This is a genomic window from Paenibacillus apii (assembly GCF_011043685.1).
In the GTDB taxonomy this organism is placed as follows: Bacteria; Bacillota; Bacilli; order Paenibacillales; family Paenibacillaceae; genus Paenibacillus_AQ; species Paenibacillus_AQ sabinae.
This window is the reverse complement of sequence record NZ_JAAKGU010000010.1, coordinates 27,017-50,697: the sequence shown is the minus strand read 5'-3', so window position 1 is coordinate 50,697 and position 23,681 is coordinate 27,017. Positions and strand designations below refer to the sequence as shown.

Genomic DNA, 23,681 nt, shown 5'->3' with positions numbered 1-23,681 from the left:
TTCCGGATTCAGCCGGAGCATTGAAGCATGTGGCTCAAACCGGCCGTAATTAATGATTAATGAGGCCGCACTGGCCAAGATCCAGCAATTCGGTTGTCTCAGGCGACATTTGACCGAGCAGCGCGTAGCGCATACTGTCGACCAGCGCTTCCCAGCTTGCTTCGATGATGTTGGCGGATACGCCGACGGTGCTCCAGGTGTCGGTGTAATTTTTGGATTCGATCAACACCCGTACCTTCGCGGCGGTTTGATCCTTTTCGTCGAGTACCCGCACCTTATAATCGGACAGGTGCATTTCCTTGAGCTGCGGGAAGTGAGCCAGAAGCGCTTTGCGCAGCGCATTGTCGAGAGCGTTGACCGGACCATTGCCTTCCCCGGCAGTGTACAGCGTTTCGTTTCCAACCTTAAGCTTGACGAATGCTTCCGAGACGACCGGTTTGCCGGCCGATTTCTCAACGAGCATTTTGAACGATTCGAAAGTAAACAGCTCGTTCATCTCGCCCGTTGCTTCACGAAGCAGCAGCTCCAGCGAAGCGTCGGCGCCTTCGAACTGGTAGCCTTGATGTTCCAGGTCCTTGATCTTGTCGATCACTTTACGCGCCTGCTCGCTGCTCGGGTCAAGACTCAGACCCATATCCTGGGCTTTGGACAGCACGTTGCTCTGGCCGGCCAGTTCGGAGACAAGTACCCGCTGCTTGTTGCCGACCAGTTCGGGAGAAATATGCTCGTAGGTGCGGGAATCGCGCAGGATGGCGGAGACGTGAATACCGCCTTTATGCGCAAACGCCGCGCTTCCGACATATGGCTGGTTAACCGGCATGTTGACGTTAGCGACTTCACTTACATAGCGAGCCGTATTTGTGAGATGCGGCAAAGAATCGCCTGGAATGCAGCTGTATCCCATCTTCAGTTGAAGCGTCGGAATGATGGAACACAGGTTGGCGTTGCCGCAGCGTTCGCCGTACCCGTTGATCGTTCCCTGCACATGGCGGACGCCGGCCTCAATGGCGCTGAGCGCGTTGGCGACAGCAAGCTCGCAGTCGTTGTGGGTATGGATGCCGAGCGGCGCTCCGGGCAGATGAAGACCTAATGAGGTGACGATGTCCCGGATCTCATGCGGCAGCGTCCCGCCATTCGTATCGCACATGACGAGCCAATCGGCTCCGGCTTCAAGTGCCCGCGACATGACCGCCGCGGCGTAATCGGGATTATTTTTATATCCGTCGAAAAAGTGCTCGGCGTCAAAAATGACCTCAAGCCCTTTGCTTTTTAAATAAGCGATGGAATCGCCGATCATGGCGAGATTTTCCTCAAGGGTCGTTTGCAGCGCGGTATGCACATGGAAATCCCATGATTTGCCGACCAGCGTGGCCGCGGGTACGCCTGCATCCAGTATGCGCTGAAGATTGTCATCTTGATCCGCTTGGGAGTTTTTGCGGCGCGTACTGCCGAATGCGGTAACTTTGGCGCGCAGGTTAAGATCTTTTACTCTTTTAAAAAATTCGATATCCTTCATGTTGCTTCCAGGAATGCCACCTTCAATGTAGTGCACACCCAGATCGTCAAGTTTCTTGGCGATTTTCAGCTTGTCGTCCGCCGACAGACTGATACCTTCGCCTTGGGTGCCGTCGCGCAGCGTTGTATCGAAGATGGATATGGACTTAGACATGTGCGTCCTCCTAAAAGTTTTGATAGCATAAGCTTCTTGAATCTGCTCCGCAAAACTGGCTACGGAAGCATGGACTTAGTTTTGATAGCATAAGCTTCTTGAATCTGCTCCGCAAAACTGGCTACGAAGCATGAACTTGGTTTTATTAGCCTAATCAGCTTGACCCGCAACGTAAACCAGCGGTATAAAGCGAGAAAAGCAAGGATGAATTTTTATATTATAGCATTTTTGCGCGGGAATGTAACAGAGAACCTACACAATTATAATACATTTCCATCGAAAATAGAGCGGAAAATTCCGGCGCTGACACGCTAAAATGCAGAGTCCTCGAAATTGGCGCGTCCACGTTCTCCCGATTGACCTGCCGCGCGGGGAGCGGTATGCTAAAAATCATCAGGGGAATGTGAGAATCATCCGTATTAGATGAAGGAAGAGGGACGAGCATGAGCGAAAATGTGGACCGGTATTATCCCGCGCTCGGCCGGGTCATTTTGCATGTCGATATGAATGCGTTCTACTGTTCCGTTCATGAGGCGGAGAATCCGGAAGCTTATAAAGGCAAACCGACCGCAGTAGCCGGAAGCGTGGAGCTGCGCAAAGGAATTATCGTCACCTGCTCGTACCCGGCAAGACGGCGGGGGATATCGACAGGAATGCAGGTGCAGAAAGCTTTAAGAATATGCCCCGAGCTGATTGTCATCAAACCGGATTTTCATCTCTACCGGCGCTATTCCGCCGCATTCATGCAAATTGCCTACAGCTATACGCCGATGCTGGAGGCGGTATCGATCGACGAGTGCTACCTCGACATAACCGGCTCGCGCCAGTTCGGCACACCGCCCGAGATCGCGGAGGAGATTCAGCGCAGAATCAAGGAGGAGCTTGGGCTGCCCTGCTCCATCGGAATCGCGCCGAACAAGCTGCTGGCCAAGATGGCCTCGGATCTCAAGAAGCCGAATGGCATTTCGATTCTAAGGCTGAGGGATGTGCCGAAGATACTGTGGGACAAGCCTTGCGGCGAAATGTTCGGGATCGGCGGCAAGACGGCGGAGAAGCTGAAAAAGCTCGGCATCTACAGCATCGGACAGCTGGCCGATGCGGATGAAGGGATGCTGGCCGACGTGTTTGGCGTCATGGGGAACTGGCTCAAACGCGCTGCGAACGGAATCGACGATTCTCCCGTGAATCCGGAGCGCGAGCAGAGCAAATCGATCGGGCACACGACGACGCTTCCCGGCGACATCCAGGGGATTGCCGAAGCGAGACCGGTGCTGCTCGCCTTGAGCGACCAGGTGGCAAGAAGGCTGCGAAGACAGAAGCTTGTTGCCGGCGGCGTTCAGCTTACCGTGCGAACTCCGGATATGAAGACCATCACCCGCTCGCGGCAGCTGGAGGCTCCGTCCGAAACGGCAGAGGAAATATATAAGGCGGCCTGCGGGCTGTTTCAGAGACATTGGAACGAGGAAAAACCGATCCGCCTGCTTGGGGTGACGCTGCACAGCCTAACTCCGAAGGAGAATTCCGCCATCCAGCTTGATTTGTTCGATTACGAGCGCCAGCCGAAAAAGGAATCGCTGAACCAGGTAATGGATATGCTGCGCAACAAATTTGGCGAGAACGCCGTGCTGACGGCCGGAATGTTAGGTGACCCGCATACGGCTCTTCTGAGGAACCACAAGGCACGCGGGACCTCGCTGCAGAAGGATCAACTGCGGCGGCCTTCTCAGGATGAAGAGTGACGGAATTCATGGCGGAAATGATAAAAGCGCGGGGATACGATTGAAATTGCCGCCTTTTTATATTAATATGACAAGAAGAAACGACAACTCGTCCACAAGGAACGACAATCGTTATTATAACAGCCTGCCTTGCGCGGAGCTGATTGGTCAACAGGAGGCAGAGAATTATGGCTAAATACACTTGGGTCGAGAAGGACACCTGCATCGCATGCGGAGCTTGCGGCGCTACGGCCCCGGACATTTATGATTACGACGATGAGGGACTGGCTGAGGTTATCTACGAAGCGGACGCTAACCGCGGTATTACGGATATCCCGGAAGATCTGTTCGATGACTTGCAGGATGCCGCTGACGGCTGCCCGACGGACTCGATCAAAATTTCCGATACGCCTTTTAACAAGGAAGGCTAATTGACGCTTTCGCTTGTTCAATGAATTGCTCGGCTTGTTAAGAGACACCCCGTTTCACGGATTTTTCGTGGCCGGGGTGTCTTTTTGGCGTTCTCGGTCCGATATATAGTATAAAAAAGTTGATTCTGTTCCAACTATATGGAGGTAACGATGAAAAATTCGCAGTACCTCAAGCAGTATGTGCAGAAGCACCCAGAAAATAAAATGGCGTGGTATTTGCTGGGGAAGGAATATAAAAAGAACGGGCAGGACGGGAAGGCGAACTACTGCTTCAATCAGGCCGGGGGCGTATACGAGGCCTTCGAACAGAGCAAAGTGCCGGGAGATATGCTCCGGGAGTATGAGGAAGGGCTGCTTCGGTCGGCGCGCGAGCGGGAACGGCGGACAGGCGCCGCGCGAAAGCTGCTGTTATCCTTGTCGCTGCTGCTGCTTGTTCTGACGCCGGCCGCGGCTATCGCGCCGGGTAAAGATTCGGGACCGCTTGGCCGGAAGCCTGACAAGGCTCAGTCTTCCGGCCTGCCGGACCTTTCCGAAGACCATCATGATGGTCCCGGGAAGCAAGGCGGCTCGGAGACAGCGGGGGTGGACAGCCTTCGCTTCACCGCCAGCGAGGCGGGCGGCGGGCCGTCAGTGCGCGATCTGGCGGGAATACTAGGAAGCGGAAGCGGCGGCCGGGCTCCTTCGTTGACAGCTGTGCTGGGCATGCAGCGGTCGGGGAAATGGCTCCTCTGGAAAGAGCGGCTTCCTGTCGTTTATACGGTGGATCGTCAGGTCAACGGACGGACGACGATCCAGTCCTTCGATGCCGCGGCCTGCGTTTGTAAGCCGCCGGATACCGGGCCGCTCAAGGAGAAGGCAGCCGGCTGGCAGGAGCGGCAGGAACAGCTTGCCGTACTCTGGAGCGCGCTGAACGGATTTCGCGCCGCCAAAGGCCGGCTTCCGGAATCGCTGGCCGAGCTGGCCGGAGATTTCCCGGGCAATTGGTTGGCCGGGACGACTCCGCTGATGAAGCTTGCGTTCGGGCCGCTGAAATCAATAGCGGCGGAACGGTCCGGGCGGGCCGCGCAAGGTTCTGCGGCCGTAGCGCCGGCGGCTGAACAGAATGCGGAAGCGGTGGCGGCATCAGCAGGCAATGGCGGGGCGGAGATGCCGTTCCTGTCCCGCCCGCTCGCCATTCTCATCGACAAGCAAAAACACCGCTTGGCGGTAACCAGCGGCGGGATTCTAATTCGGAGCTATGAAGTGGGTCTTGGAGGAAGCCGGACGCCCGAAGGCAGCTTCGTCATAACCGATAAGGTCGTAAATCCGAACGGACACGATAACGGGGAGTTCGGCAGTAGGGGGATGCAGCTGTCAGATACCAACTACGCCATCCACGGCACCAATGAACCAGACAGCATAGGCAAAGACGAATCCCTGGGCTGCATTCGAATGAAGCGGGCCGATATCGAGGAACTGTTCGATCTTGTTCCCAAAGGAACCCGTGTGCAAATTGTCAAAGGGGGTCTTCTGCCTGACGAAACGCTGCGTCAGGAGAAGCCTTTCTCCCTGAACGCCGCCGGGAATCAGACCAACCCCCGTAAAGAGTACCACTGGCTGAATTAACTGCCGGTTACGATAAAGAGGATGATGAAAACAAGCACAAGCAGCGCAATGCTGACGCCGACCCAGAGAATCGCTTTGCGGTTGACCTCTTCTTTTTTCTGATGCATTGTAGGCGGTTTGCGTTTGGCTGACATAGGGTTCGACCTTCCTTTTCTCTTATCGTGAATTCCATGTACCTTTACATTGTAATGCGTTTTCAATAAAAATACTATACTCCATGTCCAAGGCGAATATCTGCGGCAGTGACAAAAACTTTTCTTTTCCAGTGGAAAAGGCTAAAATTAGAATGAAACCTTATGCCTGAAGGAGCGAGAACGGTGCTGTATCGAAATATTGCTAAACCTTTTTTCTTCAACATGGACCCGGAGGCAGCACACCATCTCGTAATCGGGGGACTGGAAAAAGCGGCTGCCCTGCCGGGAGGACGCTCGGCTCTGCGCCTTATGTACGGCGTCCCGGAGACGCCGGAACTGGCCGTCGACCTGTTCGGCCTCCATTTTCATACGCCAGTGGGGCTTGCGGCCGGACTGGATAAGAACGCCCAGGCGGTGCCCGGATTTTCTTCCATCGGCTTCGGCTTTATGGAGGTCGGCACGGTGACGCCGAAGGGACAGCCGGGAAATGAACAGCCGAGGCTGTTCCGCCTGCCGTCTGATGAAGCGCTTATCAACCGGATGGGCTTTAACAATGAAGGCGCGGAAGCGATGGCGCGTCGTCTGAAGCCGGAAACCCGGCGGAGCATTCCGGTGGCGGTGAATATCGGCAAGAACAAGACGACCCCCAATGAAGAAGCGCACGAGGATTACCGAAAATGCATTCGTTCGCTGTATCCGTACGGTGATTTTTTTGTAGTTAATATCAGCTCGCCGAATACGCCGGATTTGCGCAGTCTACAGCACGGAAGCGAGTTGTCCCGTCTGCTGTCCGAAGTCAAGGAAGAGATGGAGCTTCAGCGCAAGGCAACCGGCGTCAAGAAGAGCATTTTGGTCAAAATCGCTCCCGATGTCAGCGAATCCGAGCTGGAATATATGGTGCAAGCACTGACAGAAGCGGGAATGGATGGTATCATAGCTACCAACACGACGATTAGCCGCGAGGGGCTTACGCATGAGAAGGCATCGGAGACCGGAGGACTCAGCGGGAAGCCGCTGCGGGACAGATCGACGGAGGTAATCTCCGCGATCTACCGCCAGACGAAGGGAAAGCTGCCGATTATCGGCTCGGGCGGCATTTTTACTCCCCAGGATGCCTATGACAAGATTCGGGCTGGCGCCAGCCTAGTCGAAATTTATACAGCGCTTATCTACGAAGGTCCTGAGGTAAACCGCAGAATCCACGCTGGTTTACGGAATCTTTTGCGGCGGGACGGGTTCCGGCATATCTCCGAGGCGGTGGGCGCGGACGTCCAATTATAAGCTAAAGGAAAGCTTTAAACGCTTTATCCTTGGGTGCTTATTTAAGTACGGAAACGGAGTGGTCCTTAGGAGGCGGCGCAGCCGTTACTCCATGGCAGGAGCGGCGACGAGAGACAGGAGGAAGGACGATGGACGGCAGGGATTGGGGCATTTTTTTGCTTCCTTATGAACAGACAGTAGAAGAGCTAAAGGTCAAGTTCAAAACGATGCGCGCGGAACTCAAAAAACGCGAGGAATATACGCCGATCGAATTCGTCACCGGCCGGGTGAAGAGGCTCTCCAGTATTTTGGAAAAGGCGAAGCGCCTTAATGTGCGGATGGAGGATCTGGAGCAGGGAATTGAGGATATCGCGGGCATTCGGATCATGTGCCAATTCGTTGAGGATATCCGGCGTGTGGCGGAAATGATCCGCGCCCGCAAAGACCTGGAAGTGTTATATGAGAAGGACTATATTACCAATTACAAAGAGAGCGGCTACCGCAGCTTCCATATGATCATCAAATATCCGGTACAGACGGCGCTCGGGCTAAAAATTGTGCTGGCCGAAATTCAAATCCGCACGTTGGCGATGAATTTCTGGGCGACCATCGAGCATTCCCTAAACTATAAATACCGGGAAAGCCTGCCGGATGAAATCAGGCTGCGCCTGAAGACGGCGGCGGAGGCCGCTTCGATACTGGATTCCGAGATGTCCAGCATCCGCGAAGAGATTCTGGAGGCGCAGAAGACGTTTGAGGAAAATTCCAATACGACGACCCAGGTGCTTCATGCGATACATCAACTGTACTTTTACCACCTTGTCAATGAAGCCATCCGCAGTCAGGAAGAATTCAATGAAATCTGGCAGCGCCAGGACATGGAGGCGATGAAAGAGCTGCTGCTCCGCGTGCGCGCCATGATTTCGGAAGCGAAGAAAGGTAATTTACCGGATGGTTTATGATAGGCTGTATGTTGCTTATCTGGTCTATTTTAACCGGGACCGCGATTATTTTGAGTGCCATGAGGTTCTGGAGGAACTGTGGCTCTTCAAGGAGCGCGATCCGCTGTACAAAGCGCTGCTCCAAGTCGCTGTCGGACTGTATCATTTCCGCAACGGCAACGTGCGCGGCGCCTTGATTATGCTGGAAGGGGCGGCTTCAAGACTCCGTAAGTACCCGGATGTAACGCTCGGCATTTACCTAACTAAGTTGGTCCGCGAGACCGAAGAATATGTCCGGAAGCTAAAGGAATACGAGCAGAAGCCGTTCCCCTACTACGATTTGACGATCGACATCGCGGATGAGAAGCTGGCGGAAGCCGTTCAGACCGCATCGCCTGACATCAAGCCGAATATCCCCCAGCGGCGGGGGCCCTGCAGACAGCAGTCCTGCCGCCGCTGACCGGGCACGGCTGAATAAGTTCACGGCACACGGACACCCCCTGAGGGGGTGTTCCTTCAGTTATACACCCCTTTTTGCTAATGAGATTACCGGGAGGATGCAGTATGGCGGTACAACTTCCGCGCTCCTTCTCCGAGCGGATGAGGGACCTGCTTGGACGGGAGTACGAAGCATTTGCGGAGACGTATGGGGAGATTCCTCATACCGGCGTCCGCGTCAATACATTAAAAATTCCGGTGGAAGGGCTGCAGCGATTGGCCCCTTTTCGTATGGAACCGATTCCCTGGTGCCCCACGGGATTCTATACGGCCGAAGGAGCAAGACCCGGCAAGCACCCTTATTATCACGCCGGCCTTTACTATATTCAGGAGCCGAGCGCAATGGCTCCCGTAGAGCAGCTGGGCGTCCTGCCGGGCGATCGGGTGCTGGATCTGTGCGCCGCTCCCGGAGGGAAGTCGACCCAGATTGCCGCGAAGCTGCAGGGCCGGGGCATGCTGGTCAGCAATGACCTGAATGCCGAACGGACCAAGGCTCTCGCCAAGAATCTGGAGCTGTGCGGCGCGAGAAACGCGGTCGTCCTGAACGAGAGCCCGGAGAGGATCGCCGCGGCGTTCCCCGGATTTTTCGACCGCATCTTGATCGACGCTCCATGCTCGGGCGAGGGCATGTTCCGCAAGGATGAGGACATGGTCCGGCAGTGGGACGAGAGCACGCCGGCCAAATATGCCGGCATGCAGCGCGACATTCTGCAGGCGGCGGCCCGCGCGCTGAAGCCCGGCGGCACATTGGTCTACTCGACCTGCACATTCTCGCCGGAGGAGAATGAAGGGAGTATCGCCGGGTTTTTGGCGGGACATCCGCAGTTTTCGGTCGTTCCGGCCGGAGGGACAGGCTTCTTCTCGCCCGGATACCCGCCGCTTCCGGGCACGGCGCGTTTATGGCCCCACAAGGTGAAAGGCGAGGGGCATTTTATCGCCGTGTTAAGGCGTGAAGAGGCAGAGGGAGCGGATACTTTAGCCGGAACGCCGCCCGAGGGCTCGTCCTTGACGGCCGCGCCGCGCCGGGAGAACAGCGGCCGGACAGCTGTCTCCCGCAAGGACAAGGCTCAAGAAGGCCGGGGGAGCGGCCGCGCTACCGGCAGAAACGGAAGCCGGGGACGGAATGCGGCCGTTCCATCGGAGGACGGCATGATGGCGGCTTACGCGGAGTTTGCAGCGGAGCAGCTGGGCTGGCAGCCGGAAGGCTTCCCGATCCTGTTCGGGGAGCATCTGTACATGTCTCCGCTGCCGCGTGAAGCGCTGGACGGCCTTAAGACGGTGCGTCCCGGCTGGTACATGGGGCATGTAAAGAACGGACGTTTCATTCCGGGCCATCCCCTGGCCACCGCGCTGACTCCGCAGGAAAGCCGGCGCAGTCTGTCGCTTGCCGGTGAAGGAGCGGGAGCGGTCTCCTATCTAAAAGGGGAGACGCTATCTATTCCGGCCGACCGTCTGAGGCTCGCTCTCGGCGCAGTCCCCAAGGGCTACGTGCTCGTCTGCATTGACGAATACAGCGTGGGCTGGGGGAAATGGCAGGACGGCATACTTAAGAACGAATATCCCGCAGGCTGGAGGTGGACATAGATGTCCAAGACGAAAGGAGGCCAAGGCCGAACGCAGCGGCTGGACAAGGTGCTGTCCCATATTGGCTTCGGCTCGCGCAGCGAACTGCGGAAGCTGGCGAAGCAGGGGCTCATCACGGTAAACGGCGTGGTCGTTAAAGACAGCGGCGCGCATGTCGATCCCTACGCAGACAAGATCGAGGTGGCCGGAGAGGCGGTTCATTACCGTGAGCATATTTATCTCATGATGAACAAGCCGCCCGGCGTGCTGTCGGCGACGGAGGATAAACGGGACCGGACCGTGCTGGATCTGCTGGAAGAGCGCTATGCGGTGTTCGAGCCTTTTCCCGTAGGGCGGCTTGACAAAGACACGGTGGGGCTGCTGCTGCTTACGAATGACGGGAAGCTTGCCCATGAGCTGCTGTCGCCGCGCAAGCATGTGCCGAAGACGTACGAGGCGGTTGTGGAAGGCGATGTCGGCCCGGAAGACGTGGCGGCTTTTGCCGAAGGAGTGGAGCTGGATGACGGTTATGTAACCCAGCCTGCGCAGCTGGTCATTCTAGGGAGAGAGCGCGGGAAACAAGTCATTTCGCGAATCTCCCTCACGATAACCGAAGGAAAGTTTCATCAGGTGAAAAGAATGTTTCAGGCGGTCGGTAAAAAAGTCGTCTTTTTAAAAAGAGTCTCGATGGGCAATTTGGCTCTGGACGAGAGCCTGCCCGAAGGAGCCTGCCGGGAGCTGACCGAAGCGGAACTTACGCTGCTTGGCGCGGAAATTTAACAATCATGGCCACATCCCGTGAAGGCGCTATATTATAATGAAAAGACAGATAAAGAATGGTCAAGGACGGTGGAGAATGAAATACAAGCTGATAGCGCTTGATGTGGACGGTACGCTGCTGAACGACGATCACTTTTTAAGCCCCGAGAACAAGGAGGCGGTTGCGGAGGTTACCAGGCAGGGCGGCCGGGTCGTACTCTGTACGGGGAGAAACCCGAAGAATGCTTTTCCAATAATGGAGGAGATGGGGCTAAGCGGTTATGTACTTGCGGACAATGGCGCCGTTACCGTGCGGGTGGAGGACCAGAAGGTCATTCATCAATACGAGATGGACGGGCGCGGACTTGATCCGTATATTCGGTACTGCCGCGAGCGCGATATCCATTTTGACGTGAATACCGCTTTTGAACTCTACGTAGATAATGTGGAGTACTTAACGCAAGAAGCCCGATTTATGTATGAGCATCTCGAGCTGGTTCCCGCATCGCTTCCGGCTTGGGAAGAATTCCGCGAACCGATTGTGAAATTCACCGTGTTTTCCACGGCGGACAAGATGGACGAAGCCCAGCGGGAATGGAATACGTGGTTACAAACGTTCAATATTCAGCGCAGCGGCGAGTTTTTCGTCGATTTAATGCACCCGGAAGCATCCAAGGGCAATGCGCTGAAGCAGCTGGCGAAGCAGCTTGGCATCTGTCAGGAGGAAGTGCTGTCCATCGGGAATTATTATAACGATATTTCGATGCTTGCTTTTGCGGGACTTGGAATCGCCATGGACAATTCTCCGCTGGAAGTCAAAGCAGCCGCTGACGTCATCACCGGAACCAACAATGAGAATGGCGTATCCGAGGCGCTTATTAAATACTGCCTGTCCTAACTCAGGGGCGAAAGCGGATCTTTCGGCAAAATGAACTTATGAATATCAAATATAAAGAGTGCTTTTAGCTGCGGCCAAGAGCACTCTTTTGTTATCCGGACGTATAGTATAAGGTAAACTAAATGAAGAACGAGCGGCTAATAATGACTAGCAGAATAAACAGAACCAGAATCGCTCCGGTTGAAGTGAAGCCTCCGTAAACTGTGCCCATATTGGATTCCTCCTTAAAATAAAGGGACGTTCTCCCAGCTGCCTTCTCATTTTCGGGAACGGCTTCATGGGATAGAACATCGTATGTAGGGAGGGCCCCTGCCGCTTCGGTCAGCCGCCCAGCGGCGTTAATATGGGCGGGCTTCTACGGAAGGCGCAGCCCTTTCGGGTAATGATTCTTGAGCTGGCCGGCGCTGGCTTTGCCCCAGCCCAGGGGCAGCCCGTCCACAGTGACCAGCGTCCAGCCCCGAAGGTCATCCGGCACGGCAAGACTTTCTCCCCGCAGCCAGCTTCTTGCCTCCGGGCTATCGGAGTTCAGGTCGAACATGCGGGTCGCCTGTTCCGGACGAAGCGCCATGGCGAGCGCATGGGCAGGCTCTAACCGGTTCTTCTTCAAGTGGGCCAGATGGAGGCCGGCGCGCGGAATACGCAGTCCCTTAAGGAGTTCGGGAGAAAAAGAGGCTCCAAATGAAGAAGGCAGGAGGTAGAGGGAATCGCCGAACAGAACGGGCACTCCTTCCGACCGTAAGCCCGGAACTTCCGCTGCCGCCCATTCCAGGAACTGCCGGAATGCGGCCTGCGCGGAGGCTTCCGCCTGTCCTCCCGTCCGGCCTTTGCCAGCCCGTCCCCTGCGTCTCGCGGAATCTTGTGCTGAGAAGGAAGCGTTACCTGGGCTCAAGGCTGCGCCTTTGGCCAGCAGCGCCACAAAATGCCCTTCGCCTTTTTCATAGTGCGGCCACAGCCGCTTGACTGCAAGCAGCTCTAGGTCAGGATAATTTGCCGTAAGCCGCGATATGAGTTCTTCATTCTCTTTCGTATTGAACGTGCAGGTGGAATAGACCAGCCGGCCGCCCGGCTTCAGCATGATGTATGCGTCCTGAACAATATCCCACTGTCTGGAGGCGCACAGCTCCACATGCTCCGGCGACCATTCGTTAATGGCGTCCGGGTCCTTGCGGAACATGCCTTCCCCGGAGCAAGGGGCGTCCAGCATTATCCGGTCGAAGGCTTCAGGGAAGCGGCTCGCCAGCTCGCCCGGGGTTGCGCTGGTGACCAGCGCGTTCATAATTCCCGAGCGCTCCACGTTTTCCGCCAGGATTTTCGCCCGTTCGGGATGGATTTCATTCGATACAAGCAGCCCTTGCCCTCCCATCAGGGAAGCGATATGAGTGGTCTTGCCCCCGGGCGCGGCGGCGAGGTCCAGCACAGTTTCACTGGGGCGGGGAGCCAGCAGCTCGGCGGCGGACATGGCCGACGGCTCCTGAATATAATATAATCCGGCCTCATGGTATGGATGGCGGCCCGGGCGCGCGGGTTCTTCATAATAATAGCCTCCAGGGCACCAAGGTACGGGCTGAAGGCCGAATAGCCTCACCGCTTGGTCCGCTGCGTTTCGTCCCGAATCTATCTCGGTTTTTAACAGGTTCAGCCGCAGTCCTTGGGTCCTCGGTGCTGAATAGGTATCCAGAAAGGCGTCCGTTTCGTTTCCCAGCATCTCCTGGATTCTCGCTGTAAAAGCGGCGGGCAGCATTTCCTTATTCATGGCAGCATTCTCCTCTTGCTCAAATTAATCATGTTAGTTAAACCCTTGCGGCGTAAGGCCGTAAGACTCCGTCTGCGGATCATCACGGTTTTGTGTGTTGCCGTTTCAGACGTATGCCGATAAAATTGTAAGTAGGAACATCCACAGTATCTATGTACATATGCTCAACTATAACATAATTGCCATGCAAGGCCGTTTTTTGAAGGATAAGAATTTATAGGCTCACCCGCTTATAAAATGTTCTTCTATTTCTGCGGGAAACGGCACCATCCCTGAAGGGGCGGGTGAAGTTGTATCTTCCGGTACAGGAAGGCGCAACCGTTTCATCTTAGGCAATAGAAAAGGGGACTTACCATATGAATTTGCTGCAAGCGCTCTTCTTTCCGCCGGAGCAGCCCGGTGGTGTATCCTCCATGATTCCATATTTGCAGGAACGGTTTCGATCAAGCCGCTGGGAGATGGAGCTCTTCTGGCTCCCCAAGCGTATCCGGGGGAAAGGCAGCGACGAAATCGTCTTCGAAACGTTCGATTGGACGCCTTACGGCGAAAGTCCGGTCGTGCAAAAATACATTCAGACGTACCGGGATTATTTGTGGTGGACGAAGCTGCGCCTAAACAAACGGTATGATCTGATTCATGCGCATCATCCTATCGCCGGCTTGGCGATGAAAAAAGTGTTCCCGGATGTGCCTCTCGTTCAGACGGTTCACTCCAGTTACGAACGTGAGCTAATCCTGAACGGGAAAATCACCGAGAACGGGCTGGAGCATCAGTTCCTGACCAAGATTTACCGGGAACTGGAATATGTCAGCGACCGGCTGATGACGGTGTCGCAGTCCTTTGCGGATTATATGTCCCATTATACAAAGGACCCGTCCCGCATCCAAATCATCCCGAACGGGTTCGACGAAAAACGCTTTAAGCCGGTGGCGCACGAAAACGCTGTTCCCCAATTGGTTACCGTTACCCGTCTCGTGCCGGCGAAAGGGCTCGATATCCTCTTCAAAGCTTGCGCCGAGCTGAAGAAGCGCGGCCACGAATACGTGCTGCATATTATCGGCGACGGCCCGTTCCGCGCTGAGCTTGAGAATCTGGCGATATCGCTTGGAATATATAATGAAACGATCTTCTACGGGTACACGCTTCATCCGGAAGAGTTTATGCCGTTCTTCGATATCTTCGTACTGCCTTCCCGCGCGGAAGCCTTCGGCTCGGTATTTGCGGAGGCCGCGCTGAGCTGTCTGGCGCTCGTCGGTACAGACGTGGGTGGCATTCCCGAGCAAATCGAGGACGGTGTCAACGGGTTGCTCGTCAAGCCCGACGATGTAGATGCCCTGGCGGACGCTCTGGAGAAGGTAATCACCGATCCCGCTTACCGCTATGAGCTGTCCCGGTCGGCATGGGACAAAGCCAAAAATCTGTATTCGCTGACCCGCATCGCCAATGAACTGAAGAAGACGTATCTGCAGCTTCAACCCGATCGTAAAGGGTGAACCGGATGGTTCCGTTTCGTTTTGTGCATGCCGCGGATTTGCATCTGGACAGCCGGTTCGCCGGCTTGTCGCATATTCCGGGGCCGATAAGAAATTACCTGCGCGAAGCCGCATTCGCCGCCCTCGGGCGGCTTGTTGCCGTGGCGGTGGAGGAAGAGGCCGATTTCGTTGTCATCAGCGGTGACGTCTACGATTCCGCCGATTCTTCTCTTCAGAGCCAACTGCGCTTTCATGAAGCGCTGACGGAGTTCTCCAAGAGGGGGATTGCGGTCTATCTCATACACGGCAATCATGACCCGCTGGACGGTCCGCGTCTTCATATGGATCTTCCGGAGGGCGTCACGGTATTCGGCGCAGATTTGCCGGAACAAGTGATGGCTGTACGGCGCAGCGACGGGCGGGAAGCGGCGGTTGTCAGCGGTTTATCCTATCCCACGGCCAAAGTGACGGAGAATACGTCGCTGCGGTATCGGAGGAAAGAGGGAAGCGGGTTGTTCCATATCGCGCTGCTGCACGCCAACGTGGATGGCGATCCGGCGCATGAGACCTATTCTCCATGCACGCGCCGGGATTTGATAGATTCGGGCTTCGACTACTGGGCGCTCGGTCATATTCATAAGCGGCGGATTCTTCATGAACGCCCTTACATTATATATCCGGGAAATATCCAGGGGCGCAGCGTTAAAGAAACCGGGCCGAAGGGCTGCTATGTCGTGGACGTGGACGGCGGCGGCATTGCCAGCCTGCGGTTTCGGGAGCTGGATGAAGTGCGCTTCCTGATCCGGGATATTTCCATCGACGGAATAGTCCGGGAAACCGAATGGATCGAGGCGGTGGAGCAGTCGGTCGAGGACATTCGCGCTCTTCACCCGGAGCTGATGTCCGTCGTGCGTTTCCGGATTACCGGGCGCGGTTCCGTACACCGCGTGCTGGCTGAAAAAGGAGCGGCGGGAGACCTGCTGGACGAGCTGCGCCGGCGCGAAGCGCTGCGGGCGGAACAGGGGCTGTTCCGCGGACTCGTCTGGACCGAAGGCTTCTCTCTGGAATCCGGAACGGAGGTTGACCGCGAGCGCCTGCTTGCGGAGGACAGCTTTCTGGGAGAAATGATGCGGGTGGCTGCGGAAAGCGCCGGGAACGGCCAAGCTCTGGACGAGCTTGCCCGGGCGGCGCTGGCGCCGCTTGCGGAGAATCGCGAGCTGAGACGGCTGCTAGCCGAAATCGGGGAAGACGAAATGCGCGCCTGGCTGATGCGGGCGGCCGAAACAGCCGTAACGCTGTTGAGCGATGTCATGGAACCAGGAGAAGAAGAGAGCCGTCCATTCCCTGAAGGCCGGAACGGGCAAGGAGGTCGGTAAGATGAGAATACAGCGGCTTGAAGTAGGCGGCTTTGGCCGTCTTCACGGGAAGGAGCTGGAGCTGGCAGAGGGACTTACCATACTGTACGGTCCCAACGAAGCCGGTAAATCCACGCTGCTGCAGTTTATCCGCGCGATGCTGTTCGGCATTCCCGGCCGCAGCTACCCGTCGGAAAGGCTTGAGCCACTGTATGGAGGCCGGCACGGGGGCACTCTGACCGCTAGGGACGCCAAGGGAAACGGCTGGAGCATCCGGCGGTACGCCGCCGGTCCGGAAGGCGGCAGGGGAGACAGGCTCAAGATTACGGTTAGCGGTATCGACGGAACCTTGGAAGAACTTGGACAGGACGAGCTGGAGAAGGTGCTGTTGGGCGGTATCTCCCGAACGATGTTCCGCCAGCTCTTTGCGGTATCGCTGGACGAGCTTCAGGAGCTGGGGACCCTGCAATCCGAGGAACTGGGCAGCTATTTGTTCCACGCCGGTATCGGCGGGGGCGGGGAAATTCTGCGGGCGGAGCGGCGTCTCCAGCAGGAGGCGGAGAAGCTCTATAAGCCGCGGGGCAAGACGCAGGAGGCGGCGAAGGTTCTCCAGTCGATTGAAAGACTGGAAAGGGAGATCGCGGAGAGCCGTTCATACCTCCCGCGATACAACAAGAATACCGGGGCGATGCAGTCCGCGGAAAGCGAGCTGGACGCGCTGGAGCGCCGCAGGCGGGAGGAAAGCGACCGGCTGGCGTGCCTGCGCAAGGCGCTCGACATCCGTGAGCTGTGGCTGAAGCGGGAAGCCGCGCGCCAGGAACTGAGTGAGCTGCCGGAGCTCTTGTCGTTTCCCGAGGATGCTCCGGAACGCTGGAGGGAGCTTCAGACACGGACCGCCAATGCCCGGCAGGCAGAGGCTCGCGCCGGGCGAATCGCCTCGGAGCTGAAGGAAGAACTGATGAGAACGGTTCCCGACCGGCTGCTGGAAGCGCAGGGCCCCCGGCTGGAGCGGCTGCTTCGCGCCCAGGGCGGGTATGAAAGCCGGAAGGCCGAGCTTCGGCGTCTGGAGGAGGAGCGGCAGGCGCTGCGGGAGCATTTGCGCCGCATTGTCCGCGGCATCCACCCCGGCTGGACCGCAACGGAGCTTGCGGAATTTGCCGGGGCCGCCGCGGACCGGGAGGCGGCGCGCCGCTTTGCCGCCTCATTTGCCGCCTACGACCGGCAAATGGAGAGCCTCGCCGCCGGGCGGCAGGCGCTGCGCGTGCAGCTTGCCGCGGCGCAGGCTGCGCTGCAGCAGGCCGAGCGTTCGCTCGCGCGCGAGCAGCAGGAAGCCGCCGCTTCGTTCGCGGCGCTGCGGCCCATCAGCTCGCGCGAGACGGCGCAGCTGTGGGACGAGCTGCAGCACGCCGCGGAGCGCTGGCGCGAGGCCCAGCTGCAGCCGCCGCAGCCGCGCGCTGCGGCGGCCGCCGGCGGTCGCGCCCCCGCCCGGCCGCTGCTGGCGCTGGCGGCCGCGCTGACCGCGCTGCTGCCGGCGGCGCTGTGGCTGACCGGCGCGCCGCCGGCCAGCGCCTGGCTCGCGTTCGGCGTGCTGGCCGCCGCCGATCTGGCCCTGCTCGCCGGCGGGCGCGGCGCGCGCCGGCCGCGAGGAGCCCCGCCGCTGACGGGCGGGGCGGAGGCCGCAGCCGAGATGCTGCGGCTGCGGGAGCTGCTGCTCGCAGAGCAGCAGGCGCCGGCCAGCCCGGATGCGGGCGGGCTGGAGGCGGGCATGAAGGAGCTGCGGCGGCTGATGGACGCCTGGACGGTCTGGCGCCAGCGCGCCGAGCGACTGACCGGCGAGCGGGACCTCCGCCGGACGGAGGCTGAGGCGCTGGCCGGCCAGGAGCGGGCGCTGGTCCGCGAAATGGAAGCGGCGGAAGGAGACTTCCGCGCCGCGTCGGCCCGCTTCGAGGAATGGCTTCGCCGCCGGAAACTGCCGGAGGATCTGTCTCCGGAAGGGCTGCCCGACATTTTCGCTCTGGCGGAGCAGGGGAATGAGCTGCTGCGCCGGGAGGACGGGCTTCAGCTGCGGGTTTCCGAGCTGAAGCGGGAAATCGAAGCGTTCGAGGAAGAATGCAGAGTCTTGATGGCGGAAGCCGGAGAAGCGGCGGAGGAAACGGCCTCAGCCGCCGAAGAATCCGGCCCTAAGATGGGAGCGGCTTCTTCCAGCGTGTCCTTCTCGATTTCGACCTCACCCGAAGTAACTCAGCCGGGTGATCCGCCCGCTTTGCCGATCGATTCTCCGCAGCCTGAGCGAACATTGCCTGAAGAACCGCTGGCAGGCGTTACACCTGCCGGTGCAACGCCATCAGCATCTGTCCGCTTGCCGCTTTCGATTTCGCCTGTCCGCTGGCTGGAAGACCGGGCGGCCGCATGGGAAGCTCTGAAGACGGCGCTTCTGCACCGGAAAGACCTGACGTCCCGTCTGCGCGGGGCGGAGGAGGAACGGGAAGAGATGCGGCGTGAACTGGAATCGCTGGCTCAGATGGGCGATCATCTGCTGCGCGAAGGCTTCGCCAAGGATGGTGAAGATTTGCTGCGGCGCGCCGCTGCCGTTTCCCGGCGCCGGGAACTGGAGCGGTCGCTCCGGGAGTGGGAACTGGCCATGTTCGGCGGCAGAGACGGGGAGGAAAGACAGGAGCTTTTGGATCTGCTGGAGCATAGGGATGCTTACGCGCTGGAAGAAGAGAAGGGACGGCTGGAAGCCAGCCTTTCCGAACTGGAGGAGCGGAGAAGCGAGCTGCTTCAGCTTCGGGGCAGTCTGCTGCAGGAAAGAGAGAGTCTGAGCAAGAGCTGCCGGGAGGATACCGCGCTTCAACGTCTGGAGGAGCAGAAGGCGGCGCTGCGGAGCCTCGCCGAGCAGTACGCCGTTTCCGCGCTCGCTGCGGAATTAATCGGCCGGACGAGGCGCATTTACGAGCGCGAAAAGCAGCCGCAGGTTTTAACCTTGGCCTCTTCGTATTTTGAACGATTGACCGGCGGAGAATACCGGCGGGTTGTCATGACGCTGGGGAAGAAAGAGCTAAAAGCCGAGCACCGGGAAGCGGGGCTGCTGGACAGCGGACTGCTGAGCCGGGGAACGGCCGAGCAGCTGTATCTGTCCTTGCGGCTGGCGCTCGCGGGAACGATGGATCGTCAGGACCCGCTGCCGCTTTTGTTCGACGATCTGTTCGTCAATTTTGATGAGAAGCGTCTGCATGCGGCGCTTTCTCTGCTTGGCGAGTTGTCCGGTTCCCGCCAGGTTGTTATGCTGACTTGCCACCGGCATGTCGCGGAAGCCGCCGCCAGACTGGTGCCCCAAGCCTCCGTTATTTCCGTGTAGAACGCGGTACCGATTTGGGAGCGGGGGTGGCTGTCGTTTTTTCAAAAGCGCCCGGTTTACCCGGCGGAACCATAGGGGTTACGATCAGGCGGACGGCCCAGACCAGCGACAGCGCGCCGAACATGGGATAGAACAATCCGAGCAGATTGCTGAAGCCGAATTGGCTGAAGACATAGCAGGTCAGCATTACTGCGGCTGTAATGACGGAGCGGGAGATCGGCAGGCGCTGCGCCAGTTGAAGCGTGACGCCATAAATATCGGCCACAAAGGTGCTGAAGATTTCCAGAAAAATCAACAGCAGATATACGAGCTGAACCACCGTTCCGAGCCGTAAGGCGATGCTTGCCATTGGAATTTCAAACTTCAGGATGCCCGGCATGTGCGCGCTCATGGCAAAGTGGGCCGCCATCAGCATAAACCCGATGCCCAGACCGCCGATAATGCCGCCGTAAGCGAGCGTCCGGTCGTCCTGGGTATGGCGCGCCATGGGGACGAGGACGGCCTGGGCCATGCCCAGATTGAACGCCGTATACAGAAAAGGCGACATCCAGGCGGAAAACGCGCTGCGTTCGGTCACAAGCGAAATAAAGTGGCGCGCTTCCGGATGGTCAATCGTGTTGAATATAATAATAAGGGACAGGCTCAGCATCAGAGGGACGACAACGCTGTTCATCTGCAAAATGCCGGCAATGCCCCGTCTCAGCAGCAGATAGGAGCCGACCAGTGTCACCAGCAGTCCGGTTTGGTAATGGAGGCCGAGATGCTCTTCAAACATGGCTCCGGCACCGGCGAGCATGATGCTGTTGACCCCGATGAGGATGAGCAGCGTGAACAGGCTGATAATGCCTCCTGTGTTTTTTCCGAACAGGTGACAGTTGAAATCCTCATACGATTCGGCCCCGATCCGGCGCGCCAGAATCATCATTTTGGTGCCGAGCCAGATGAAGACCCCTGTGGAGAGGATAATGGTTAGTGTCGCCCAGTGGCCGTACTGCGTAAAGAACTGGAGAATTTCCCGGCCGGTGGCGAACCCGGCTCCCACTATGGTGCCTATATAAGTAAAGGCGATTTGCAGCGTGCGGAGCGTTTGTCTCATGGGTATCCTCCTAAAAGTTTTGCAAGCGTAGACCTCATGGATATGGCGTCGGCAAAACTCGCTTCGAAAGTATGGGCCAAGTTTTGCAAGCGGTAGTCTCATGGAAGTTGCTTCGGCAATACTCGCATCGAAAGCGGCGGGAACCTCCCCGGCGAAGCGGAAAACGCGTTCTTTCGGCGATGCTTTGCCGGACAAGCTTGTGTACTGGCATAGTACAGGTTATGATGTTGAGCAGAAGGACATGACTTCCGCCTGTTTTGCATTGCAAGAATTTTACAGAGGAACGTCCGAAGAGAATGGATAATGGAGGCGTAAGCGTCATGGAATTATTGAAAAAGCGGATTTTGGAGGAAGGGGTTGTCGTTTCCGATCAGGTGCTCAAGCTTGATGGACTGCTCAACCATCAGGTCGATCCCGAGCTGACGATGGAGATGGGACGGGAATTTGCGAGGCTTTTTGCAGGCCAGGGGGTGACCCGCGTCGTTACCGTGGAGTCCTCGGGTATTGCCGTGGCATTTGCCACCGCTTATGAACTCAAGGTGCCGCTCGTTTTTGCACGTCGCAAAAAAACGCTGCTCGCCGATCCCGACGCCCTGTGCGAACGCGTTCCGTCCTTTACCAAGGGTATCGTCACGGATATTATGATTTCTAAGCAGTATATCTCGCCCGATGACAAAATCTTGTTCATCGACGACATTATCGCCAACGGCGACGCCGCACGCGGCCTGATCAAGATCATCAACCGTTCGGGAGCGGAGCTGGTCGGCTTCGGGGTCGTTGTGGAAAAATGCTTTGAAGCCGGCGCACGGACGATCCGTGAGCAGGGCGTTCGCCTGGAATCGCTCGCTAAGATCAAATCCCTGGCCGATGGCCGAATCGAATTTGAAGAGTAACCTGGTGAGTTACAAATCGTGACGAAAATGAGAACAAAGCCTATTTTTATAACAATTGCTTTCCACCCCATACTTTTTCCTTTATAATAAGGTCAGATATAGGAGAGGAGGCGTCACAATGGGGAAAGAACCGGTGACAGAGCAATTCTTTATTGATAAATTAACCGAGGCCAAGGATCACTTCGAGCGTGCGCTCGATTGCAAGCACACGGAGTTTGACGATCTGTATCCCTATATGATCGAACATCCTCAATTCTTTTGGTACAAACGCTATGTTGCCTGGTCGGAACTTCTGACTATCGCAGGCTTGTGCGAAGAACTGAATTTCGCATGGAGAGAGAAGTTTACAACCAAACAAGTGGAGTACCTGGAACAACGGGTGATGTCCGCTAAAGTGCTGGACTTCTGGTTCGAGAAGAACGAAGCGCTGATATAGGTCAACCACAAAGAGATGCATATCTCGTTTTTAAAAATAAGACCCAATGACTTGTCATTGCGGTCTTTTTTATCTAAATATAAGAAAGATAAGCTTCGCGCATATCATTTGCCTTATATTTCTACGAGAAACGATACCGTCCCTAACAGGACGGCGCAGCCGTTTCTTCTTGTATTGTAGGTCTGTACAAGCTTTACGCTTGTCCTGGGGAAAGGAGAATTCACGAAATGATCAGCGACGAAGAGCTGAATGAATACCGCCTCTCGGGCGAGAAAATCCGGATCGTTCGCGATGCTTTGGAGAGCAATGATGTGATCGGTATCGTCATTGCCTGGGACGACAGTCAGGTGATGATCCGCAAGCCCAGCCGGAGGGTGGTCAAGCTTGACCGGAATTATATATTTCAGCCCTATGCCGAGCCGCGGCGCCATATATTTGGATAAAGACCGTAGGCGGACAAGCAACATAGGACCTGCAGCGAAGACGGCTTCCGACCACGTTCGAAAGCCGTCTTTTCTTTTGTTTACGCTTTTTGCTTAGCTCCATCTCTTGGTTCCGGGTATTTGCGGAGAACGCTAATGGGTGTTTTTTACGATGTCCAGAACCGCGTCATAAAAAATATCCATTTCTTCATCCGTTCCGATCGTCACACGCAAATAATTGTCAATCCGGGGCTTGGGGAAATAACGGACGAAGATGTTTTTCTCGCGCAAAGCTTCGTAAAGCGCCTTGGCCCGCAGGAACGGATGAGACATCATGAGAAAGTTCGTACTCGAATCAATGACATGGAAGTCCGCATCCCGGAGATATTCCGTCATCCGGCTTCTGGTTGCGGTAATTCTACCGATATAATGGGAGAAAGTGCCCGTATCTTCCAGCGACGCTATGGCTCCCGCCTGGGCGATCCAATCGACGGTGAAGCAGTTGATGCAATCCCGGACGCGGATGAGCGCTTCAATGAGACTGCGGTGCCCCATGGCCATACCGATTCGCAGACCCGCCAGCGACCGCGATTTGGAGAACGTGCGGATAACGAGCAGATTATCGTATTTGGGTATCAGCCCGATCGAGGATTCTCCTCCAAAGTCAATGTAAGCTTCGTCTATAATTACAACAGCTTGGCGATTGGATTGTATCAGGGTTTCCAGATCTTCCAGGGAGAGCGCTTTGCCTGTGGGGGCGTTCGGGTTGGCCAGGATAATCCCGTCGCTACCGGAGGAGAACCTGCTGGCCGGCACCTCGAAGCTTTCCGTCAGCGGGACAGTCCGGTAGGAAACGCCGAACAGATCGGCGTACACTTCATAGAAATTATAAGTTATATCGGGAAAAAGGATCGTATCACCCGGATCGAAAAATGCCTTAAAGCAAAAAGCCAAAATTTCGTCGGACCCGTTGCCGGCAAAAATCTGCTCCGCCGGGATACCATAGTGGCGGCTGGCCGCTTCCCGCAAGCGGGAGCAGTTCGGATCGGGGTATAATCTCAGCTTGTCGGTAACGGCTGCCTTCATCGCTTCCAGCACTTCAGGCGAAGGCGGGTAAGGATTCTCGTTCGTATTTAATTTGACCAGTCTGCCTGCCCGTGGCTGCTCTCCCGGCACGTACGGCGTAATCCCCTTGATCGTCTCGCTCCAGTATTTGTTCATTGCCGTTCCTCCAATCCCCATCATATGGCAGAGATGCCGTTCTTCTTTATGTATATGTGCGGGACAGACGCGGAGGAACAGGTAAAATCGATCTTCGTTTGACGGATACCCGGCAGGTGACTAAGATTGTGGAATAGAGAGAGGGATTACCCGCTTTAGGACAAACAAAAAAACAGCCTGACATCGTTATGCCAGACTG

The 23,681-nt window shown here is 56.8% G+C and carries 22 protein-coding genes; 16 read left to right on the top strand and 6 right to left on the bottom strand.

Translation table 11 applies throughout. From position 1 onward, the window contains the following. Positions 1–49: 49 nt before the first annotated feature. The gene (gene cimA, locus G5B47_RS19080; RefSeq protein WP_165101458.1) at positions 50–1,669 is read right to left on the bottom strand and encodes a citramalate synthase; all 1,620 of its coding nucleotides are present in this window, start codon (positions 1,667–1,669) and stop codon (positions 50–52) included. Between the two features lie 443 nt (positions 1,670–2,112). On the opposite strand from cimA, the gene G5B47_RS19075 reads away from it, so the two are divergent. The 3 genes from G5B47_RS19075 (at position 2,113) to G5B47_RS19065 (ending at position 5,423) form a co-directional block, all read left to right on the top strand. Next, positions 2,113–3,408 (top strand): DNA polymerase IV, encoded by a 1,296-nt coding sequence (locus G5B47_RS19075; RefSeq protein ID WP_165101455.1) that lies wholly within the window; start codon positions 2,113–2,115, stop codon positions 3,406–3,408. A 167-nt stretch (positions 3,409–3,575) separates the two neighbouring features. Next, positions 3,576–3,818 (top strand): ferredoxin, encoded by a 243-nt coding sequence (locus G5B47_RS19070; RefSeq protein ID WP_025334438.1) that lies wholly within the window; start codon positions 3,576–3,578, stop codon positions 3,816–3,818. 150 nt (positions 3,819–3,968) lie between these two features. Further along, positions 3,969–5,423 (top strand): L,D-transpeptidase, encoded by a 1,455-nt coding sequence (locus G5B47_RS19065; protein WP_165101452.1) that lies wholly within the window; start codon positions 3,969–3,971, stop codon positions 5,421–5,423. On the opposite strand, the gene G5B47_RS19060 is transcribed toward G5B47_RS19065, so the two are convergent. Beyond that, complete coding sequence (locus tag G5B47_RS19060) at positions 5,420–5,557, bottom strand: hypothetical protein (protein ID WP_165101449.1); 138 nt, start codon at positions 5,555–5,557, stop codon at positions 5,420–5,422. The genes G5B47_RS19065 and G5B47_RS19060 overlap by 4 nt on opposite strands. Positions 5,558–5,740: 183 nt before the next feature. On the opposite strand from G5B47_RS19060, the gene G5B47_RS19055 reads away from it, so the two are divergent. From G5B47_RS19055 to G5B47_RS19030, 6 genes are all read left to right on the top strand, one after another. Next, positions 5,741–6,838, top strand: coding sequence for a quinone-dependent dihydroorotate dehydrogenase (locus tag G5B47_RS19055; RefSeq protein ID WP_165101445.1), 1,098 nt, complete (start codon positions 5,741–5,743; stop codon positions 6,836–6,838). Positions 6,839–6,966: 128 nt separating this feature from the next. Further along, entirely contained in the window at positions 6,967–7,779 is an 813-nt protein-coding gene (locus G5B47_RS19050) for a GTP pyrophosphokinase (RefSeq protein WP_165101443.1), read from the top strand. Continuing rightward, the gene (locus G5B47_RS19045) at positions 7,769–8,218 is read left to right on the top strand and encodes a DUF309 domain-containing protein (protein WP_165101440.1); all 450 of its coding nucleotides are present in this window, start codon (positions 7,769–7,771) and stop codon (positions 8,216–8,218) included. The genes G5B47_RS19050 and G5B47_RS19045 overlap by 11 nt, the downstream gene beginning before the upstream one ends. 104 nt (positions 8,219–8,322) lie before the next feature. Further along, a complete protein-coding gene (locus G5B47_RS19040) occupies positions 8,323–9,840 on the top strand; it encodes an RsmB/NOP family class I SAM-dependent RNA methyltransferase (RefSeq protein ID WP_165101438.1) in 1,518 nt (505 codons plus the stop codon). Further along, a complete protein-coding gene (locus G5B47_RS19035; RefSeq protein ID WP_165101435.1) occupies positions 9,841–10,599 on the top strand; it encodes a pseudouridine synthase in 759 nt (252 codons plus the stop codon). 76 nt (positions 10,600–10,675) lie between these two features. Next, positions 10,676–11,476, top strand: a complete 801-nt coding sequence (locus G5B47_RS19030) for a Cof-type HAD-IIB family hydrolase (protein WP_165101432.1) — start codon at positions 10,676–10,678, stop codon at positions 11,474–11,476. Positions 11,477–11,594: 118 nt separating this feature from the next. On the opposite strand, the gene G5B47_RS25395 is transcribed toward G5B47_RS19030, so the two are convergent. Next, positions 11,595–11,687: a sporulation protein YjcZ gene (locus tag G5B47_RS25395; RefSeq protein ID WP_206107440.1), complete on the bottom strand. Its 93-nt coding sequence runs from the start codon at positions 11,685–11,687 to the stop codon at positions 11,595–11,597. Between the two features lie 144 nt (positions 11,688–11,831). After that, a complete protein-coding gene (locus G5B47_RS19025) occupies positions 11,832–13,229 on the bottom strand; it encodes an RsmB/NOP family class I SAM-dependent RNA methyltransferase (RefSeq protein ID WP_165101429.1) in 1,398 nt (465 codons plus the stop codon). A 356-nt stretch (positions 13,230–13,585) separates the two neighbouring features. Between G5B47_RS19025 and G5B47_RS19020 the strand changes: the two genes are divergently transcribed. Genes G5B47_RS19020 through G5B47_RS19010 form a run of 3 tightly spaced genes read left to right on the top strand, consistent with a single transcriptional unit; the run spans position 13,586 to position 19,414 of the window. After that, entirely contained in the window at positions 13,586–14,722 is a 1,137-nt protein-coding gene (locus G5B47_RS19020) for a glycosyltransferase family 4 protein (RefSeq protein ID WP_165101427.1), read from the top strand. Between the two features lie 5 nt (positions 14,723–14,727). Beyond that, positions 14,728–16,077, top strand: a complete 1,350-nt coding sequence (locus tag G5B47_RS19015; RefSeq protein ID WP_165101425.1) for a metallophosphoesterase family protein — start codon at positions 14,728–14,730, stop codon at positions 16,075–16,077. 1 nt (position 16,078) lies between these two features. After that, positions 16,079–19,414 carry an AAA family ATPase gene (locus G5B47_RS19010; RefSeq protein WP_165101422.1) on the top strand — a complete coding sequence of 1,112 codons (3,336 nt, stop codon included), beginning with the start codon at positions 16,079–16,081 and terminating at the stop codon, positions 19,412–19,414. On the opposite strand, the gene G5B47_RS19005 is transcribed toward G5B47_RS19010, so the two are convergent. Then, positions 19,401–20,510, bottom strand: a complete 1,110-nt coding sequence (locus G5B47_RS19005) for a YkvI family membrane protein (protein WP_235949881.1) — start codon at positions 20,508–20,510, stop codon at positions 19,401–19,403. The two genes, G5B47_RS19010 and G5B47_RS19005, sit on opposite strands and share 14 nt — an antisense overlap. A 100-nt stretch (positions 20,511–20,610) precedes the next feature. Between G5B47_RS19005 and G5B47_RS19000 the strand changes: the two genes are divergently transcribed. From G5B47_RS19000 to G5B47_RS18985, 4 genes are all read left to right on the top strand, one after another. Beyond that, positions 20,611–20,814 carry a hypothetical protein gene (locus tag G5B47_RS19000; RefSeq protein WP_165101419.1) on the top strand — a complete coding sequence of 68 codons (204 nt, stop codon included), beginning with the start codon at positions 20,611–20,613 and terminating at the stop codon, positions 20,812–20,814. Between the two features lie 16 nt (positions 20,815–20,830). Next, positions 20,831–21,403 (top strand): xanthine phosphoribosyltransferase, encoded by a 573-nt coding sequence (locus G5B47_RS18995; protein WP_165101416.1) that lies wholly within the window; start codon positions 20,831–20,833, stop codon positions 21,401–21,403. Positions 21,404–21,521: 118 nt separating this feature from the next. Further along, the gene (locus tag G5B47_RS18990; protein ID WP_025334455.1) at positions 21,522–21,839 is read left to right on the top strand and encodes a hypothetical protein; all 318 of its coding nucleotides are present in this window, start codon (positions 21,522–21,524) and stop codon (positions 21,837–21,839) included. 227 nt (positions 21,840–22,066) lie between these two features. Then, a complete protein-coding gene (locus tag G5B47_RS18985; RefSeq protein ID WP_025334456.1) occupies positions 22,067–22,282 on the top strand; it encodes a hypothetical protein in 216 nt (71 codons plus the stop codon). 132 nt (positions 22,283–22,414) lie between these two features. On the opposite strand, the gene hisC is transcribed toward G5B47_RS18985, so the two are convergent. Continuing rightward, the gene (gene hisC / locus G5B47_RS18980; RefSeq protein WP_165101413.1) at positions 22,415–23,482 is read right to left on the bottom strand and encodes a histidinol-phosphate transaminase; all 1,068 of its coding nucleotides are present in this window, start codon (positions 23,480–23,482) and stop codon (positions 22,415–22,417) included. Between the last annotated feature and the right edge of the window lie 199 nt (positions 23,483–23,681).

Bases quoted from the DNA above. Each gene is read 5' to 3' on its own strand.
- G5B47_RS25395 (WP_206107440.1), bottom strand. From the start codon at position 11,687: ATGGGCACAGTTTACGGAGGCTTCACTTCAACCGGAGCGATTCTGGTT.
- G5B47_RS19040 (WP_165101438.1), top strand. From the start codon at position 8,323: ATGGCGGTACAACTTCCGCGCTCCTTCTCCGAGCGGATGAGGGACCTG.
- G5B47_RS19050 (WP_165101443.1), top strand. From the start codon at position 6,967: ATGGACGGCAGGGATTGGGGCATTTTTTTGCTTCCTTATGAACAGACA.
- G5B47_RS19025 (WP_165101429.1), bottom strand. From the start codon at position 13,229: ATGAATAAGGAAATGCTGCCCGCCGCTTTTACAGCGAGAATCCAGGAG.
- G5B47_RS19015 (WP_165101425.1), top strand. From the start codon at position 14,728: ATGGTTCCGTTTCGTTTTGTGCATGCCGCGGATTTGCATCTGGACAGC.
- G5B47_RS19030 (WP_165101432.1), top strand. From the start codon at position 10,676: ATGAAATACAAGCTGATAGCGCTTGATGTGGACGGTACGCTGCTGAAC.
- G5B47_RS19060 (WP_165101449.1), bottom strand. From the start codon at position 5,557: ATGTCAGCCAAACGCAAACCGCCTACAATGCATCAGAAAAAAGAAGAG.
- G5B47_RS18995 (WP_165101416.1), top strand. From the start codon at position 20,831: ATGGAATTATTGAAAAAGCGGATTTTGGAGGAAGGGGTTGTCGTTTCC.
- G5B47_RS18985 (WP_025334456.1), top strand. From the start codon at position 22,067: ATGATCAGCGACGAAGAGCTGAATGAATACCGCCTCTCGGGCGAGAAA.
- G5B47_RS19000 (WP_165101419.1), top strand. From the start codon at position 20,611: ATGGAAGTTGCTTCGGCAATACTCGCATCGAAAGCGGCGGGAACCTCC.
- G5B47_RS19005 (WP_235949881.1), bottom strand. From the start codon at position 20,510: ATGAGACAAACGCTCCGCACGCTGCAAATCGCCTTTACTTATATAGGC.
- cimA (WP_165101458.1), bottom strand. From the start codon at position 1,669: ATGTCTAAGTCCATATCCATCTTCGATACAACGCTGCGCGACGGCACC.
- hisC (WP_165101413.1), bottom strand. From the start codon at position 23,482: ATGAACAAATACTGGAGCGAGACGATCAAGGGGATTACGCCGTACGTG.
- G5B47_RS19035 (WP_165101435.1), top strand. From the start codon at position 9,841: ATGTCCAAGACGAAAGGAGGCCAAGGCCGAACGCAGCGGCTGGACAAG.
- G5B47_RS19010 (WP_165101422.1), top strand. From the start codon at position 16,079: ATGAGAATACAGCGGCTTGAAGTAGGCGGCTTTGGCCGTCTTCACGGG.
- G5B47_RS19065 (WP_165101452.1), top strand. From the start codon at position 3,969: ATGAAAAATTCGCAGTACCTCAAGCAGTATGTGCAGAAGCACCCAGAA.
- G5B47_RS19075 (WP_165101455.1), top strand. From the start codon at position 2,113: ATGAGCGAAAATGTGGACCGGTATTATCCCGCGCTCGGCCGGGTCATT.
- G5B47_RS19045 (WP_165101440.1), top strand. From the start codon at position 7,769: ATGGTTTATGATAGGCTGTATGTTGCTTATCTGGTCTATTTTAACCGG.
- G5B47_RS18990 (WP_025334455.1), top strand. From the start codon at position 21,522: ATGGGGAAAGAACCGGTGACAGAGCAATTCTTTATTGATAAATTAACC.
- G5B47_RS19020 (WP_165101427.1), top strand. From the start codon at position 13,586: ATGAATTTGCTGCAAGCGCTCTTCTTTCCGCCGGAGCAGCCCGGTGGT.
- G5B47_RS19070 (WP_025334438.1), top strand. From the start codon at position 3,576: ATGGCTAAATACACTTGGGTCGAGAAGGACACCTGCATCGCATGCGGA.